Source organism: Bacillus sp. jun7 (assembly GCF_051034795.1).
Lineage (GTDB): Bacteria > Bacillota > Bacilli > Bacillales > Bacillaceae > Bacillus > Bacillus velezensis.
On sequence record NZ_CP093219.1, the window covers coordinates 2,342,643 to 2,359,360 of the forward strand.

General features: G+C 47.9%; 15 protein-coding genes, 2 tRNA genes, 3 rRNA genes and 1 other RNA gene. 2 read left to right on the top strand and 19 right to left on the bottom strand.

Features of this window, described 5'->3' with window-relative positions; genetic code table 11:
- Nucleotides 1-11 precede the first annotated feature (11 nt).
- From MJQ52_RS11340 to tadA, 19 genes are all read right to left on the bottom strand, one after another.
- Nucleotides 12-452: a YaaR family protein gene (locus MJQ52_RS11340; RefSeq protein WP_004264730.1), complete on the bottom strand. Its 441-nt coding sequence runs from the start codon at nt 450-452 to the stop codon at nt 12-14.
- Between the two features lie 12 nt (nt 453-464).
- Nucleotides 465-794 (bottom strand): cyclic di-AMP receptor DarA, encoded by a 330-nt coding sequence (gene darA, locus MJQ52_RS11345; RefSeq protein WP_004264734.1) that lies wholly within the window; start codon nt 792-794, stop codon nt 465-467.
- Between the two features lie 70 nt (nt 795-864).
- Nucleotides 865-1,503 (bottom strand): dTMP kinase, encoded by a 639-nt coding sequence (gene tmk, locus MJQ52_RS11350; RefSeq protein WP_004264737.1) that lies wholly within the window; start codon nt 1,501-1,503, stop codon nt 865-867.
- Nucleotides 1,500-2,933 (bottom strand): aminotransferase class I/II-fold pyridoxal phosphate-dependent enzyme, encoded by a 1,434-nt coding sequence (locus MJQ52_RS11355; RefSeq protein WP_094247309.1) that lies wholly within the window; start codon nt 2,931-2,933, stop codon nt 1,500-1,502. The genes tmk and MJQ52_RS11355 overlap by 4 nt, the downstream gene beginning before the upstream one ends.
- A gap of 77 nt (nt 2,934-3,010) precedes the next feature.
- Nucleotides 3,011-4,129 (bottom strand): toxic anion resistance protein, encoded by a 1,119-nt coding sequence (locus MJQ52_RS11360; RefSeq protein ID WP_094247310.1) that lies wholly within the window; start codon nt 4,127-4,129, stop codon nt 3,011-3,013.
- 15 nt (nt 4,130-4,144) lie between these two features.
- Entirely contained in the window at nt 4,145-4,759 is a 615-nt protein-coding gene (locus MJQ52_RS11365; RefSeq protein WP_094247311.1) for a 5-bromo-4-chloroindolyl phosphate hydrolysis family protein, read from the bottom strand.
- 148 nt (nt 4,760-4,907) lie between these two features.
- Complete coding sequence (locus tag MJQ52_RS11370) at nt 4,908-5,102, bottom strand: sigma factor G inhibitor Gin (RefSeq protein ID WP_004264749.1); 195 nt, start codon at nt 5,100-5,102, stop codon at nt 4,908-4,910.
- Nucleotides 5,103-5,276: 174 nt separating this feature from the next.
- Nucleotides 5,277-5,392 (bottom strand): 5S ribosomal RNA (gene rrf, locus MJQ52_RS11375).
- A gap of 50 nt (nt 5,393-5,442) precedes the next feature.
- Nucleotides 5,443-8,374 (bottom strand): 23S ribosomal RNA (locus tag MJQ52_RS11380).
- An 82-nt stretch (nt 8,375-8,456) separates the two neighbouring features.
- A tRNA-Ala gene (locus MJQ52_RS11385) sits at nt 8,457-8,532 on the bottom strand.
- A 14-nt stretch (nt 8,533-8,546) separates the two neighbouring features.
- A tRNA-Ile gene (locus MJQ52_RS11390) sits at nt 8,547-8,623 on the bottom strand.
- Between the two features lie 100 nt (nt 8,624-8,723).
- Nucleotides 8,724-10,272 (bottom strand): 16S ribosomal RNA (locus MJQ52_RS11395).
- Together the 16S, 23S and 5S rRNA genes with 2 tRNA genes alongside form the textbook arrangement of a ribosomal RNA operon.
- Nucleotides 10,273-10,521: 249 nt before the next feature.
- The gene (locus tag MJQ52_RS11400; protein ID WP_003150686.1) at nt 10,522-10,785 is read right to left on the bottom strand and encodes a pro-sigmaK processing inhibitor BofA family protein; all 264 of its coding nucleotides are present in this window, start codon (nt 10,783-10,785) and stop codon (nt 10,522-10,524) included.
- Between the two features lie 60 nt (nt 10,786-10,845).
- Nucleotides 10,846-11,070, bottom strand: coding sequence for a YaaL family protein (locus tag MJQ52_RS11405; protein ID WP_007408755.1), 225 nt, complete (start codon nt 11,068-11,070; stop codon nt 10,846-10,848).
- 18 nt (nt 11,071-11,088) lie between these two features.
- The gene (gene recR, locus MJQ52_RS11410; protein ID WP_003150697.1) at nt 11,089-11,685 is read right to left on the bottom strand and encodes a recombination protein RecR; all 597 of its coding nucleotides are present in this window, start codon (nt 11,683-11,685) and stop codon (nt 11,089-11,091) included.
- 14 nt (nt 11,686-11,699) lie between these two features.
- On the bottom strand, nt 11,700-12,023 hold the full coding sequence (locus tag MJQ52_RS11415; protein ID WP_003150700.1) for a YbaB/EbfC family nucleoid-associated protein: 324 nt from the start codon (nt 12,021-12,023) through the stop codon (nt 11,700-11,702).
- A gap of 24 nt (nt 12,024-12,047) precedes the next feature.
- Complete coding sequence (gene dnaX, locus MJQ52_RS11420) at nt 12,048-13,739, bottom strand: DNA polymerase III subunit gamma/tau (RefSeq protein ID WP_003150701.1); 1,692 nt, start codon at nt 13,737-13,739, stop codon at nt 12,048-12,050.
- A gap of 133 nt (nt 13,740-13,872) precedes the next feature.
- An RNA gene (ffs, locus tag MJQ52_RS11425) (signal recognition particle sRNA large type) lies at nt 13,873-14,137 on the bottom strand.
- Between the two features lie 84 nt (nt 14,138-14,221).
- Nucleotides 14,222-14,704 (bottom strand): tRNA adenosine(34) deaminase TadA, encoded by a 483-nt coding sequence (tadA, locus tag MJQ52_RS11430; RefSeq protein ID WP_007615141.1) that lies wholly within the window; start codon nt 14,702-14,704, stop codon nt 14,222-14,224.
- Between the two features lie 121 nt (nt 14,705-14,825).
- Between tadA and MJQ52_RS11435 the strand changes: the two genes are divergently transcribed.
- Together MJQ52_RS11435 and MJQ52_RS11440 are read left to right on the top strand one after the other, a co-directional pair.
- Entirely contained in the window at nt 14,826-15,338 is a 513-nt protein-coding gene (locus tag MJQ52_RS11435) for a cysteine hydrolase family protein (RefSeq protein ID WP_046376732.1), read from the top strand.
- Nucleotides 15,339-15,409: 71 nt separating this feature from the next.
- Nucleotides 15,410-16,693, top strand: coding sequence for a LysM peptidoglycan-binding domain-containing protein (locus MJQ52_RS11440; protein ID WP_032865795.1), 1,284 nt, complete (start codon nt 15,410-15,412; stop codon nt 16,691-16,693).
- Nucleotides 16,694-16,718: the final 25 nt, after the last annotated feature.

The window sequence follows — 16,718 nt, forward strand, 5'->3', positions numbered from 1 at the left end:
TGTATCACTCTCTATGTGTAAAGGTTAATTAATAAACCTTTTATTTCTCCGATTCGATCCAGCAAATCAATTGCCGGTTTTTCCTGATCTAACATTTCTTCCGTCAGCTGAAGCAGTTTTTCATCTATTTCTTTCACAAGCCCCAGGGTCCGGCTGCTGCCGTACAAGTCAAAGCTTTTCTCCGTCTCATGCGATAATCCGCTGTCTACGGCCTCTTTTACAAAACGTTTTACCAATCCTTTGAATTTCGCTAAGTCTTTGAAGTTTCTCGACTTCGTCAGCCTTTTCCCGAACGTTTCTATATCCGTTAAGAACCTGCTCAGCTGATCAAATTTCAGCTTGCTGCTTTGGCTGTCCATTGAACTTTTAAACGTTCCGGAAAGCTCTGCCGCTTTATAAGCAGGCTGCTGCTTTTTCTCAATAAATGTACGTAAGTCAGAATTTATTTTCACGTCGTCAAATCCTTAAAATTGATGAAATTCATCGACCGGGAGGACAAAGACCGTCGCTCCGCCGACTTCCACTTCGACGGGATATGGAACGTATGAATCCGCATTCCCGCCCATCGGGGATACCGGGGCAATCATCTGATCACGTTTACAGCCATTCTCTTTAATGAGGCTGAGCGCCTTATCGACACGGATATCTTCCACGCCGATCATAAACGTCGTATTGCCTGATTTAAGGAATCCGCCTGTTGTCGCAAGCTTCGTCACCCTGAAGTTGTGGTCGGTTAATACTTTCAAAAGCCTGTTGCTGTCCTGATCCTGCACCACTGCCACTATTAATTTCATTCTCTAGGCCCCCTTTAGGTTGGAAAGAACATTGTCGTTACATTCATTATAGCAACTTATGAGAAACAGGTCACAACTGAATTTTTTTCAATGCTTCATTTATCACTTGAAGCGCGTCCTGAATGACGAGTTCCTTCTTTTTCGATGCGTCGATTGTATGGAATCTTTCCGGAAAACGCTGCATAACCTTTTGGTATCCTTCCCGTACTTTCGTGTGAAAGTGCAGGGCCTCAAGATCGAGACGATTCTTTTCTCTTGAATCATTCGACGTAATCCGTTTCAACCCTTCTTCCGGCTCAATAGAAAAATAGATGGTGACATCAGGCATCGTATCGCCGATTGCAAACTGGTTGATAGAAAGAACTTCATCAATGCCGAGCCCTCTCGCATAGCCTTGATAAGCCAGCGAACTGTCGATGAAACGATCACACAGCACAATGCGCCCTTCTTTCAATGCAGGCTGCACCTTTTCGGTTAAATGCTGTCTTCTCGCCGCGGCGTAAAGCAGCGCCTCCGTTTTTGCATCCATCAGTGTATTGTTTTTATTTAAGATCACTTCTCTGATCTGTTCCGCAATGTCGATGCCGCCCGGTTCTCTTGTCGCTGTCACCGGGAGCCCCTCTGCCGACAGAATCTCTTTCAGTTCCTGAAGCACAGTCGTTTTCCCTGCACCTTCAGGACCTTCAAATGTTATAAATAAACCGCTCATGATTTCTCCTCTTCTATATAGACAAGTAATTGTTTCCCGTTTAACAAGCCTTGAATATGCGCGTCCATGCCGATTAAACGGGAAAGCTTCTGTACACTCTCTTCTGTTATCCGTTCTCCGTCCATGATCAGCGGAATTCCCGGCGGATAAGGAATAATGTTCCCCGCATGCAAGCGCCCGGCCGCCTTATTTATATCTGCAGGCTCTTTTGTAAACTTCCGCATCTCATTTTGCGGATATTCAAGTGTCGAAATGGACGGAAATGTCCAATTCACGGCATCCGGCAATTTATTGGGCGGTGTATTCTCCAGTTTCTGCTGTATGTTTCTTACGGCTGCCTGTTCTATCATCCGCCGGCCGCCTATCGGCAGTACGAGCAATACTTGGTACTCGTCAGCCAGCTCGGCAACAATGCCTTCACTCTCCAAAATGCGTTGTAATGAATAGCCGGAATGTCCGAGCTTTGACCGAAGTATTAATTTTAACGGGTCCGCCCGCAGCCCATATCCGGAAGGCTCGATTATTTCAATAGAAGAAATTGATGCGAACCTTCGTTTGATTTTCTCAATTTGCTCCATATGGACGGGAAGTGTCCCTTTTTCAGCAATATCCTGCACATAAGCACGCGCCGTATCTAAAGATGCCATAATCGGATATGACGGGCTGCTGCTTTGCAAACTGCTTACATAATAAGTTAATCGATCTCTGTCAATTCGGGTGCTGTTTAAATGAAAGTAAGATCCCATCGTCATAGCCGGAAGCGTTTTGTGAGCCGATTGAACAACAGCGTCCGCCCCCATAGCCAGTGATGAAGGCGGGAAAGGCTGCCCTAACACAAAGTGAGCCCCATGAGCCTCATCCACCAGTACAGGAACACCGTATGAATGGGCTTTTTTAACTGCCGCAGTCAAATCGGCGGCGTGTCCGTAGTAAGTCGGATTGGTCAAAACAAGTCCTTTCGCGTTCGGATATGACGCCAGCGCTTTTTCGATGACTGAAAGAGATACATGTGCCGGCACATGCATGTTTTCATCGATTTCCGGCGCCAAATAAACCGGCTTGGCTCCGGCCAATGCCACCGCATGGAAAACAGACTTGTGACAATTACGCTGGATCAGAATGGGTTCACCCGGTTCACAAACAGCTAAAATCATCGCCAGATTGCCGGCGGTCGTTCCATTGACGAGAAAGAAGCTTTCCTGAGAGCCGTACAATCTGCTCACCAAATCCTGCGCTTCCTTAATGACCCCCGTCGGGTGATGCAAGTCATCAAGACCCGTGATCTCAGTCATATCAATAGATAAAAGAGATTGATATACAGATTTGGCTTCATCAAAAAAGACATCTCCATTGTGATGTCCCGGAACATGAAAAGAATACGTATTTCGGTGCGCATGCTTCATCAGCGCTGTATATAAAGGTGTGTCCATTTTTAAACAAATCCTTTGCCTGTCTTTCTTATTATATCGTGCCTGCGAGCCAACTTAAAGCTAAGACTTTTTGCCATCTAGCCGTTATCCCGGCCGGACCTCATATCAAGCAGCTTCTTTTTCAAATCGCCTTCCATGATAACAAGCTCCTCCTCGGCACGCCTGCGTTTCATCCTGCCTTCTTCTTGAATAGACATGATTTCTTCAAGTGTGCTGACTAAGCTTTCCTGCACTTTTTTGAGGGTGTCTGCCTCAACAAGCCCGCGCTCATTGGCTTTGGCCGTCTCGACTGTGCTTGTTTTCAGAAGTTCGGCGTTTTTCAGCAGCAATTGATTTGTCGTATCCGCCGCCTTCTGCTGCACATCTGCCGCACTCCGCTGCCTCATAAGCGTCAGCGCGATGGCGACTTGATTCTTCCATAAAGGAATAGCCGTAACAATGGAGGACTGAATTTTCTCTGCCAGTGCCTGATTCGTGTTTTGAATCAGACGGATTTGCGGCGCACTCTGAAGCGTAATCTGCCTGCTCAGCAGCAGATCATGCACCCTCTTATCCAGACGGTCGGCAAACTGGCGAAGATCATTCACTTCCTGTGCGTCCATTTGATTGTGTTCTCGTAATTCGGCTTTTCTTGCCGCTTCGGGAATAAGCTTTGTTTTCAGCTCATCTAATTTTAATTCACCCGCTGCTATATACACAGTTAAATCAGAAAAGTATTGTTTATTTTGGGCGTACAGCTGATCTAACCATTTATTGTCACTCAACAGCACATTTTTAGAATGTTCCAGCCTTCTGCTGATACGGTCAATCTGCACACTTGTCTTTTGATATTTCGAAAGCACTTCCTGCACAGATCCGGATACCCTTTTAAACAGCCGGGCGAAAAATCCTTTGTTCTTTACCTGCAGATCATCGGGGTTTACCTGGTCAAGCTTCAGCATCAGATCAGCCAATATCTGTCCCATCTCTCCTGCATCTTTTCTTTGCACGTGCTCTATCATCGTGTGGGAAAATTCCAGAAGATTCGCCTGCGCCTGTGAACCAAACAGAACAATGCTTTGCATGTTCCCAGGGTCCAGTTTTTCAGCGAGCTGAAGTGCCGCTTCTCTTTTTTCTTCCGGCAGCGTATCTGCAAGCTTTAGATGAGTCTGGTCATTTTGGGCGCCCATACTGTCGTCGGAACGGTCTTTGGCCATTTCCTTCTTCCTTTCTTATTTTCTCAGTGAATGCTTTGCCATATCTAATTCAAAGTGCAGGTCGTCGATGTCCTCCTTCATCAGTTCATGAAGATCCTCTTCCAGCCTTCTGGAAAGCTCCGCCAGAGTCATCCTCGTCTCACTCAAGGACATTGATAAATCTTTATTTTTTCGCGGCTGTGATGAGAGCAAAGCATACTTTTCCGTCAGTTCCACAACAGAATCAAGCGTTTGATAATAGAAACGCTCTGCCTGATAAAAACGCTTCGGCTCCTGCTTGGTGAGCAGATATATTCGTCGGGTTATCCGCAGTATCTCTGCATTCTGCTTCAGCATTTGTATACTTTTAGAGCGAAAAAGCGCCCTGCGTAATCGGATGATTTTACCCTTTGCTTCCTCAAGATTTTCCTTGATATAAGCATATTCTTTTCTTGTCAGCCGGTGTTTTTTTAAAAAGAGACGCTTCGCATTCCACAAGCCGGACGCACTGACTGCGGCTCCGCCGGCTGTTCCGTATAAAAGCGAATACAGAAAAGGCTGATGCCCTATCGTAAAGAAGGTTATCCCCGCTAATACAAAAACTGCGCTGCCGCAAAACGTCCATTTCATGTATTGAATAAACGGTTTCATACGTGATCGACTCCTATTTATTCACTTTTATCAGTATTATCTATTACATTCCATGTCTAAACAAGTTCCTCTTCTTATCGTATCAGTTCTTTTATAAAAAGTGAAAAAACTCCTCTGATTTCAGGCAAAAAAAAGACCCTTTTCAGGGTTAAGAATATAACGTCGGTGTATGAAGGCTTTTCAGTTTACGAACGAAAAATTCATAATTCGGATCAGAGGTCGGAGTGGAAACTACTTTCTTCTCACACTCTAAACATATAAATTTCGTATAAATATGGATTCCCCTGCTTTTCTTGGTTTCACACACAATACATGTTTCTTCATGGCCGGACGTTTCATTCATTTTGCCCACCTCCGTATGAATAGCCTTCCCTTAAGCTGTTGATTGTATACACAATTTGGATCTTTTTGAAGTTTGCAATTAGTATATGGGCGTTCCCGTATTTCGGTGTTTGTTTTGTTTTTATTCAAAAACAAAAAAGGCAACTCATCATGAGCTGCCTTTACCGAAATGATAGCTTGGCGGCGTCCTACTCTCACAGGGGGAAACCCCCGACTACCATCGGCGCTGAAGAGCTTAACTTCCGTGTTCGGCATGGGAACGGGTGTGACCTCTTCGCTATCGCCACCAAACCATTGAGAGTGTTCTCTCAAAACTAGATAACAGTAAGCATACATTCAAATTGGTTAAGTCCTCGATCGATTAGTATCTGTCAGCTCCATGTGTCGCCACACTTCCACCTCAGACCTATCAACCTGATCATCTTTCAGGGATCTTACTTCCTTGCGGAATGGGAAATCTCATCTTGAGGGGGGCTTCATGCTTAGATGCTTTCAGCACTTATCCCGTCCGCACATAGCTACCCAGCGATGCCCTTGGCAGAACAACTGGTACACCAGCGGTGCGTCCATCCCGGTCCTCTCGTACTAAGGACAGCTCCTCTCAAATTTCCTGCGCCCGCGACGGATAGGGACCGAACTGTCTCACGACGTTCTGAACCCAGCTCGCGTACCGCTTTAATGGGCGAACAGCCCAACCCTTGGGACCGACTACAGCCCCAGGATGCGATGAGCCGACATCGAGGTGCCAAACCTCCCCGTCGATGTGGACTCTTGGGGGAGATAAGCCTGTTATCCCCGGGGTAGCTTTTATCCGTTGAGCGATGGCCCTTCCATGCGGAACCACCGGATCACTAAGCCCGACTTTCGTCCCTGCTCGACTTGTAGGTCTCGCAGTCAAGCTCCCTTGTGCCTTTACACTCTGCGAATGATTTCCAACCATTCTGAGGGAACCTTTGGGCGCCTCCGTTACCTTTTAGGAGGCGACCGCCCCAGTCAAACTGCCCACCTGACACTGTCTCCCCGCCCGATAAGGGCGGCGGGTTAGAAGGTCAATACAGCCAGGGTAGTATCCCACCGATGCCTCCACCGAAGCTGGCGCTCCGGTTTCCAAGGCTCCTACCTATCCTGTACAAGCTGTACCAACATTCAATATCGAGGTTGCAGTAAAGCTCCACGGGGTCTTTCCGTCCTGTCGCGGGTAACCTGCATCTTCACAGGTACTATAATTTCACCGAGTCTCTCGTTGAGACAGTGCCCAGATCGTTGCGCCTTTCGTGCGGGTCGGAACTTACCCGACAAGGAATTTCGCTACCTTAGGACCGTTATAGTTACGGCCGCCGTTTACTGGGGCTTCAATTCGCACCTTCGCTTACGCTAAGCGCTCCTCTTAACCTTCCAGCACCGGGCAGGCGTCAGCCCCTATACTTCGCCTTACGGCTTCGCAGAGACCTGTGTTTTTGCTAAACAGTCGCCTGGGCCTATTCACTGCGGCTCTCTCGGGCTTGCACCCTAACAGAGCACCCCTTCTCCCGAAGTTACGGGGTCATTTTGCCGAGTTCCTTAACGAGAGTTCTCTCGATCACCTTAGGATTCTCTCCTCGCCTACCTGTGTCGGTTTGCGGTACGGGCACCTCTCACCTCGCTAGAGGCTTTTCTTGGCAGTGTGGAATCAGGAACTTCGCTACTATAATTCGCTCGCCATCACAGCTCAGCCTTCACGGGAAACGGATTTGCCTATTTCCCAGCCTAACTGCTTGGACGCGGATATCCAATACCGCGCTTACCCTATCCTCCTGCGTCCCCCCATTGCTCAAATGGTGAGGAGGTGGTACAGGAATATCAACCTGTTATCCATCGCCTACGCCTTTCGGCCTCGGCTTAGGTCCCGACTAACCCTGAGCGGACGAGCCTTCCTCAGGAAACCTTAGGCATTCGGTGGAGGGGATTCTCACCCCTCTTTCGCTACTCATACCGGCATTCTCACTTCTAAGCGCTCCACAAGTCCTTCCGGTCTTGCTTCACAGCCCTTAGAACGCTCTCCTACCACTGTTCGAAGAACAGTCCGCAGCTTCGGTGATACGTTTAGCCCCGGTACATTTTCGGCGCAGAGTCACTCGACCAGTGAGCTATTACGCACTCTTTAAATGGTGGCTGCTTCTAAGCCAACATCCTGGTTGTCTAAGCAACTCCACATCCTTTTCCACTTAACGTATACTTTGGGACCTTAGCTGGCGGTCTGGGCTGTTTCCCTTTCGACTACGGATCTTATCACTCGCAGTCTGACTCCCAAGGATAAGTCATCGGCATTCGGAGTTTGACTGAATTCGGTAACCCGGTAGGGGCCCCTAGTCCAATCAGTGCTCTACCTCCGAGACTCTTACCTTGAGGCTAGCCCTAAAGCTATTTCGGAGAGAACCAGCTATCTCCAGGTTCGATTGGCATTTCACCCCTACCCACACCTCATCCCCGCACTTTTCAACGTGCGTGGGTTCGAGCCTCCATTCAGTGTTACCTGAACTTCACCCTGGACATGGGTAGATCACCTGGTTTCGGGTCTACGACCACGTACTCAATTCGCCCTATTCAGACTCGCTTTCGGCTGCGGCTCCGCATCTTCTGCTTAACCTTGCACGGGATCGTAACTCGCCGGTTCATTCTACAAAAGGCACGCCATCACCCGTTAACGGGCTCTGACTACTTGTAGGCACACGGTTTCAGGATCTCTTTCACTCCCCTTCCGGGGTGCTTTTCACCTTTCCCTCACGGTACTGGTTCACTATCGGTCACTAGGGAGTATTTAGCCTTGGGAGATGGTCCTCCCGGATTCCGACGGAATTTCACGTGTTCCGCCGTACTCAGGATCCACTCAGGAGAGAACGAAGTTTTGACTACAGGGCTGTTACCTCCTATGGCGGGCCTTTCCAGACCTCTTCATCTACCTCGTTCTTTTGTAACTCCGTACAGAGTGTCCTACAACCCCAAGAGGCAAGCCTCTTGGTTTGGGCTGGTCCCGTTTCGCTCGCCGCTACTCAGGGAATCGCATTTGCTTTCTCTTCCTCCGGGTACTTAGATGTTTCAGTTCCCCGGGTCTGCCTTCTCATATCCTATGTATTCAGATATGGATACCACTCCATTACGAGTGGTGGGTTTCCCCATTCGGAAATCTCCGGATCAAAGCTTGCTTACAGCTCCCCGAAGCATATCGGTGTTCGTCCCGTCCTTCATCGGCTCCTAGTGCCAAGGCATCCACCGTGCGCCCTTTCTAACTTAACCGTTAAAAAGAATCACTACGTGATATCTTGCATTACTAATTGAATGTGAATTACTTCTGTTATCTAGTTTTCAAAGAACACGTTGGTGGAGCCTAGCGGGATCGAACCGCTGACCTCCTGCGTGCAAAGCAGGCGCTCTCCCAGCTGAGCTAAGGCCCCGTATTGGGTAAAGATGGTGGGCCTGAGTGGACTCGAACCACCGACCTCACGCTTATCAGGCGTGCGCTCTAACCAGCTGAGCTACAGGCCCATCTACCATATGAAAGAATCAAAGTTCCTTCAAAACTAAACAAGACAGGGAACGTTCTGTTTATAAGACCCAAGGTCTTATATTCCGTTAAAATCCTTAGAAAGGAGGTGATCCAGCCGCACCTTCCGATACGGCTACCTTGTTACGACTTCACCCCAATCATCTGTCCCACCTTCGGCGGCTGGCTCCATAAAGGTTACCTCACCGACTTCGGGTGTTACAAACTCTCGTGGTGTGACGGGCGGTGTGTACAAGGCCCGGGAACGTATTCACCGCGGCATGCTGATCCGCGATTACTAGCGATTCCAGCTTCACGCAGTCGAGTTGCAGACTGCGATCCGAACTGAGAACAGATTTGTGGGATTGGCTTAACCTCGCGGTTTCCTGCCCTTTGTTCTGCCCATTGTAGCACGTGTGTAGCCCAGGTCATAAGGGGCATGATGATTTGACGTCATCCCCACCTTCCTCCGGTTTGTCACCGGCAGTCACCTTAGAGTGCCCAACTGAATGCTGGCAACTAAGATCAAGGGTTGCGCTCGTTGCGGGACTTAACCCAACATCTCACGACACGAGCTGACGACAACCATGCACCACCTGTCACTCTGCCCCCGAAGGGGACGTCCTATCTCTAGGATTGTCAGAGGATGTCAAGACCTGGTAAGGTTCTTCGCGTTGCTTCGAATTAAACCACATGCTCCACCGCTTGTGCGGGCCCCCGTCAATTCCTTTGAGTTTCAGTCTTGCGACCGTACTCCCCAGGCGGAGTGCTTAATGCGTTAGCTGCAGCACTAAGGGGCGGAAACCCCCTAACACTTAGCACTCATCGTTTACGGCGTGGACTACCAGGGTATCTAATCCTGTTCGCTCCCCACGCTTTCGCTCCTCAGCGTCAGTTACAGACCAGAGAGTCGCCTTCGCCACTGGTGTTCCTCCACATCTCTACGCATTTCACCGCTACACGTGGAATTCCACTCTCCTCTTCTGCACTCAAGTTCCCCAGTTTCCAATGACCCTCCCCGGTTGAGCCGGGGGCTTTCACATCAGACTTAAGAAACCGCCTGCGAGCCCTTTACGCCCAATAATTCCGGACAACGCTTGCCACCTACGTATTACCGCGGCTGCTGGCACGTAGTTAGCCGTGGCTTTCTGGTTAGGTACCGTCAAGGTGCCGCCCTATTTGAACGGCACTTGTTCTTCCCTAACAACAGAGCTTTACGATCCGAAAACCTTCATCACTCACGCGGCGTTGCTCCGTCAGACTTTCGTCCATTGCGGAAGATTCCCTACTGCTGCCTCCCGTAGGAGTCTGGGCCGTGTCTCAGTCCCAGTGTGGCCGATCACCCTCTCAGGTCGGCTACGCATCGTCGCCTTGGTGAGCCGTTACCTCACCAACTAGCTAATGCGCCGCGGGTCCATCTGTAAGTGGTAGCCGAAGCCACCTTTTATGTCTGAACCATGCGGTTCAAACAACCATCCGGTATTAGCCCCGGTTTCCCGGAGTTATCCCAGTCTTACAGGCAGGTTACCCACGTGTTACTCACCCGTCCGCCGCTAACATCAGGGAGCAAGCTCCCATCTGTCCGCTCGACTTGCATGTATTAGGCACGCCGCCAGCGTTCGTCCTGAGCCAGGATCAAACTCTCCGATAAAGTAGTTTGACTGACTACGCACATCGCTGTGCGATTTATTTAAAACTTTGAATTAACAGGTACGTTTTGTCTTGTTTAGTTTTCAAAGAACTTTGTCCATCGCTCTTGAAGCGACTTAATTATTATAACATCTCAGTGTCAGTATCGTCAATAACTTTTTAAAATTTCTTTTTCAAGAATTCGTTTCGTCATCAGCGACGTATATTAGAATACCACCCATGATCCAACATGTCAACAATAATCGACAAATTAAATGATGAAGCGTTTAATGACTATCAAAGCCGCAATGCCGGGAATTCCCAGAATCCCGCTGATGCCCGTTGTAATCAGGTTAACAGGGATATGAATACCGAGACTACCGCCGAACAAGTTCACACCCACCAACAGAATCGCGCCGGCAATAAACTTAATGGCAGTCACACCAATCCACCTTAACGGTTTTGAAGATACTCCCCATAAAAAAAGCAAAGCAACCAGACCGACAATCAAACCGATAATGAAAAAAGGCTCCATGAATCTTCCCCCTCGCTTGTTTAGTACAAGCTTATGAGAAGATTCCGGAGAATAGACCTCTTACTTCCATCTGCTCATTTTCAAATTCCGCTGCTTCGCTTCTTTCAAATAAAAAAAGTACTTAGATTCAGCGACTTTCAGCTCAAACAACACTTCAGCGGAGGGCTCTAGACTTTTCTCGACCAGACTCTTCTGTCTGTTCCATTCTTCTTTTTGTTTAAAGAGCTGTTCTATCAGCTTCTCGTCAAACTCTTTTCTTAATGTATTTCTGCGAAGAAAACCCATGCCTTGCCTTTTCCTCCCTTACAATTCACGTCTTCCTTCAAGAGCTTTTGAAAGAGTGACCTCATCAGCATATTCCAAATCACCGCCGACGGGCAGACCGTGGGCAATACGGGAGAGCTTGATGCCTGAGGGCTTTAACAGCCTTGATATATACATCGCTGTTGCTTCCCCTTCAATATTAGGGTTGGTTGCGAGAATAACTTCTGTCACTTGATCATCCTGAAGACGTTTCAGCAGCTCCGGAATCTTAATATCCTCCGGGCCGATGCCGTCCATTGGTGAAATCGCGCCGTGAAGAACATGATACTGGCCGTTATATTCCTTCATTTTCTCCATTGCGATCACATCCTTAGGGTCCTGCACGACACAAATAACAGACTTATCCCTTCTTGTGTCCTCACATATATAACAAGGGTCCTGATCTGTAATATGTCCGCAAATCGAGCAATATGTCAGATTCCGCTTCGCATTGACAAGCGCCTTAGCAAAATCCAATACTGTGTCTTCTTTCATACCTAGAACAAAAAAAGCCAGACGAACCGCTGTTTTCGGTCCGATCCCTGGCAATTTCATAAAGCTGTCAATCAGCTTTGATATTGGTTCAGGATACTGCATGTTTATTTATCCCCCTAGAATAAACCCGGTATGTTCATTCCTTTTGTAAATTGTCCCATTGTCTCATTCGTCATGTCATCCACTTTTTTGAGGGCGTCGTTTGTCGCAGCAAGAACCAGGTCCTGAAGCATTTCGATATCTTCCGGATCAACAACTTCTTCTTTAATGGCAACGTCTACAACTTCTTTTTGGCCGTTGACTTTTACAGTCACCATACCGCCGCCCGCTGTGCCTTCAAGCACTTTTTCAGCAAGTTCCTCCTGAGCCTTCGCCATATCCTTTTGCATTTTTTGCATTTGTTTCATCATTTTTTGCATGTTTCCCATTCCGCCACGCATATTCAATCACTCTCTTTCATCTTATTAGTCTTTTATTTCGATTAAATCCGCTCCGACAAGTTTTTTCGCCTCTGCAATCAGCGGATCTTCTTCAGCCGGTTCGTTTGATCCTTCACTTTCCTGCTGGTGATCATTTAAAAATTCTTCTCTTATTTTACCCCATTGTGCTTCCGGAACGCCAATCAAATCCATTCTTTTCCCGAGCATTGATTCGAGAATCTGTTCAAGATTCGTACGGACTCCGTTATTGTCTTCTGCAACCATTTTACAATGGATTTCGTATTTAAATTTAAGCACAAATGCCTTTTGAGCAGCCGCCACCGGTTCACTGTCATTCAAAAGAGCCGCATGAGATACCTTATTCTGCTGTTTCAGGTGTGCCAGCAGCTTGCCCCAGCTGCTTTTAAGCTGTTCAAGATCAGGTCTTGTGGCTTCCTTCAGTATCTCATGAATTCTTCCGACCGGGGCTTTATAATGGCTTTTTCCGCCTTTTTGAGGACGCGGAGCTTCTTTCGGAGCGCTTTCCATCTGAACCTTCACACCGGAGGTTTTCAGCCTTTCTACTTCCTGCTCAAGCTGCTGGATCTTATTCATCAGCATGCCGACCTCAGGGATGTCTCCGGCGGATTGCTGTGCCGTCTGGCATATTTTCACGACAGCCACTTCAAAAAAGATTCTTGGGTGGTTCGTCCACTTCATTTCCTGATGGCTTTTATTCAGGATATCAATCATCTCATATAAAGCGGGGGCCGGTATGTCACCGCTTAGATTCCGAAACGTTTCATCGACCTTCACCTTCTCCAGGACTCCTTCTAAACCGGGAGCGGCCTGGTACAAGAGCATATCCCTGAAATAGAAAATCATATCTTCAATCAGTTTGGCCGCATCTTTCCCCTGCTGGAGCAATTCATTCAGTGTTTCCAATGCCTCGGAAACCTGTTTGCGGTGAAGAGCAGATGCCAGTTTTCCAATATAGTGCTGAGAAACGGCTCCGGTAATGAGCAATGCGTCATCCACCGACAGCTCCTCGCCGCTGAATGATACAGCTTGATCGAGCAGGCTCAGCGCGTCCCTCATTCCTCCGTCCGCAGCACTCGCTATGATATCAAGGGCTCCTTCTTCCACCTTCAGCTGCTCTGCATCGACGATTGTCTTCATTCGTCCGACAATTGCTTTGGATGTAATCCGTTTGAAGTCAAAACGCTGACATCTGGAGATAATGGTTAAAGGAATCTTATGAGGCTCAGTCGTAGCTAATATGAAAATGCAATGTGCCGGCGGTTCTTCCAGCGTTTTCAGAAGCGCATTGAATGCGCCGATAGAGAGCATATGCACCTCATCTATAATATATACCTTGTAAGTAACGGCCGACGGGGCGAATTTTACTTTGTCACGGATGTCGCGGATTTCGTCTACGCCGTTATTCGACGCCGCATCTATTTCAATCACATCTGATATAGAGCCATTTGTGATCCCCTTGCACGCCGCGCACTCATTGCACGGTTCTTCTACAGGGGCGTGCTCACAGTTGACTGCTTTCGCAAATATTTTAGCTGCACTGGTTTTTCCCGTTCCCCGCGGTCCAGAAAACAGATATGCATGAGAAAATTTCTTTTGCAAAAGGGCATTTTGCAGCGTTTTCGTAATGTGTTCCTGTCCGACCACATCTTCAAACTGCTGAGGCCTAAATACTCGATATAAAGCTTGGTAACCCACAGGATGCGCCCTCCTCTGTTATTCATCATGTTTATTATACATGAACGTGCTTTTAACGCCAAAACCCGTTTTTCATATACGAAAAAACTCACCTGCCATAAACAGGTGAGTCTGAAATTTGATGATTGATTTACCGTGCACCTTCTGTCGATTCGCTACCCTAAGCGTTACTTAAGCAGTTAGCTCAGCCCAGGCAACCCTGCGGCACATGAGAGGTTTCACTTAATGCTGCTTCCTTCCGGACCTGACATGGTTCATGAATTCCCATTGCGCAGGACCCAGACGTCAACGCCACTTACTTAAGGCAGACCTTACAGTAAACGAACCTCGAGAAGGGATTCGGCCCCGCTAGAGCGGATTGCGGGTACAGGGCACCGCTACCTCCCCGCTTAGCACGGCAAAATAAATATCAAATTTTGATATGCGCACCATTCATGATGCACACATAAGTATATCTGCTTCAGGCAGAAAATGCAACCGTACTACTCAGACAACTTTTTCCTCATGTCTTTCTTTTGCCGGCGCAGCTTTCTGAAAAAAGCGCTGAGCATTTCTCCGCACTCTTCTCCGAGCACGCCGCTCACCACTTCCGCTTGGTGGTTGAACCGCTCTTCCTGCAAGAGGTTCATCAGCGTTCCTGTACAGCCCCCCTTGGGATCAAATGCGCCGAATACGACCTTATCGACTCTCGAAAGCACGACGGCTCCCGCGCACATCGGACACGGCTCCAAAGTGACATAGAGAACGGCATCCTCAAGTCTCCATGTCCCCAGCTTACGGCACGCTTCGTCTATCGCCAGCATTTCGGCGTGGGCAAGCGACCTCTGTTCAGTCTCCCGCAGATTATGCGCCCGCGCCACGATCTCATCGTGCAGAACAAGAACTGCTCCGATCGGCACTTCACCTTTCGCTTCGGCTTTCTTCGCTTCTTTTATGGCTTCTCTCATATAATATTCATCATTCATAGGTTCGAGCTCTCTTCTTAAGTTTTTTCATGTCTCATAAAGGTTAAAATAGGAATACCCCAGCAGAAAGGAGTTGCCGGTATTGTCTGAACCTAACAACACAGCCCTTCTGATTGTCGATATGATCAACAATTTTCAATTTGATATGGGCGAACGTCTTGCTGAAAAAACCAAACAAATTGTCCCCCGTATTTTATCATTAAAGAAGCATGCAAAACAAAGCAACTGGCCGATTATTTATATTAATGATCATTACGGGCTCTGGAAGGCTGATATTGATGCCATCAGGGAGGAATGCAGCAACGACAGAAGCGCCTCCATTATAAAAGATATTTCGCCTCAGCCGGATGATTATTTTCTCATTAAACCGAAGCATTCCGCTTTTTACGAAACGGCGCTTCACACCCTTCTGACCGAATTACAAGTGAACCGATTAATCATCACGGGGATTGCCGGGAACATTTGTGTGCTGTTCACGGCCAACGACGCTTATATGAGAGAATACAGCATTGCCATTCCGAAAGACTGCACCGCTTCCAATAACGACGAAGACAATGATTTCGCTTTGACCATGATGGAGAATGTTCTCTTCGCAGAAATAACCACGGAAAAACAAATTACCGCCGAAAAATAAACATGATCAGCCTCCTTTTTTCATATATTTGATAGCGGATATGAAAGGAGGCGTTTTTCATTCAGATCTATATAGTGAAACGGGGCGACACGCTTTCCGCTATTGCGGCGCGCTACCGGACAGCCGCAAATGTCATTGCGGAAGCAAATAAACTGCCTAATCCCAATACATTGGTTGTCGGACAAACCCTTGTCATCCCGATTGAGGGTCAATATTACGAAGTAAAACAAGGTGATACTCTCGCGTCAATCGCCGGCCGTTTCCATATATCGGCCGCGGAGCTTGCGAGGGTTAACGGAATTCAGCCCGGCACCACATTGAGAGTCGGAACCCGCCTTTACATTCCGCAGCAGGCGAATAAGCCCGATATCGAATCAAACGCATATATAGAACCGCGGGGAACGAGCGTAAGCGCTAATCTGCAGCAGGCGGCAAGGGAGGCCTCTCCTTATTTAACATACCTCGGCGCATTCAGTTTTCAAGTGCAGCGGAACGGGACTTTAAAGGAACCGCCTCTGACCAATTTAAAAAGCATCAGTGACAGGCACAACACCACACTGATGATGATCATCACCAACCTTGAAAATGACGCATTCAGCGATGAACTCGGGCGGCTCATCTTGAACGACAATACAGTGAAAACAAAACTCTTTCAGGAAATCGTCTCCACGGCTAAAAAGTACGGCTTTCGCGATATTCACTTTGATTTCGAATATTTACGTCCACAGGACAGGGAAGCCTACAATCGTTTTTTACGTGAAGCGAGAACGATTTTTCATCGGGAAGGCTGGAAGATTTCAACGGCGCTTGCTCCGAAAACGAGCGCGACTCAGGCCGGCAAATGGTACGAAGCTCATGACTATAGGGCACATGGAGAAATCGTCGATTTTGTCGTGATTATGACATATGAGTGGGGGTACAGCGGAGGCCCGGCTCAGGCCGTATCACCTATCGGCCCTGTAAGAAATGTCATAGAGTACGCGCTGACGGAAATGCCTTCTTCAAAAATCGTCATGGGCCAGAATATGTACGGCTATGATTGGACACTGCCTTTTAAACAGGGAACGACAGCGAAAGCCGTCAGTCCTCAGCAGGCAATCGCTCTGGCCGCACGCTATAAAGTCGACATTCAATATGACGAAACCGCCCAGGCTCCCTTCTTCCGATACACGGATGCAAATCAGAGACGGCATGAAGTATGGTTTGAAGATGCCCGGTCCATTCAAGCGAAATTCAATTTAATTAAAGAACTTCATTTAAGAGGAATCAGCTATTGGAAACTCGGCCTTTCTTTCCCGCAAAACTGGCTTTTGCTCGGCGATCAATTTCATATTGTAAAAGAGACGTTTCGTTAATTGGAAGCGTCTTTTTTCATGGGCT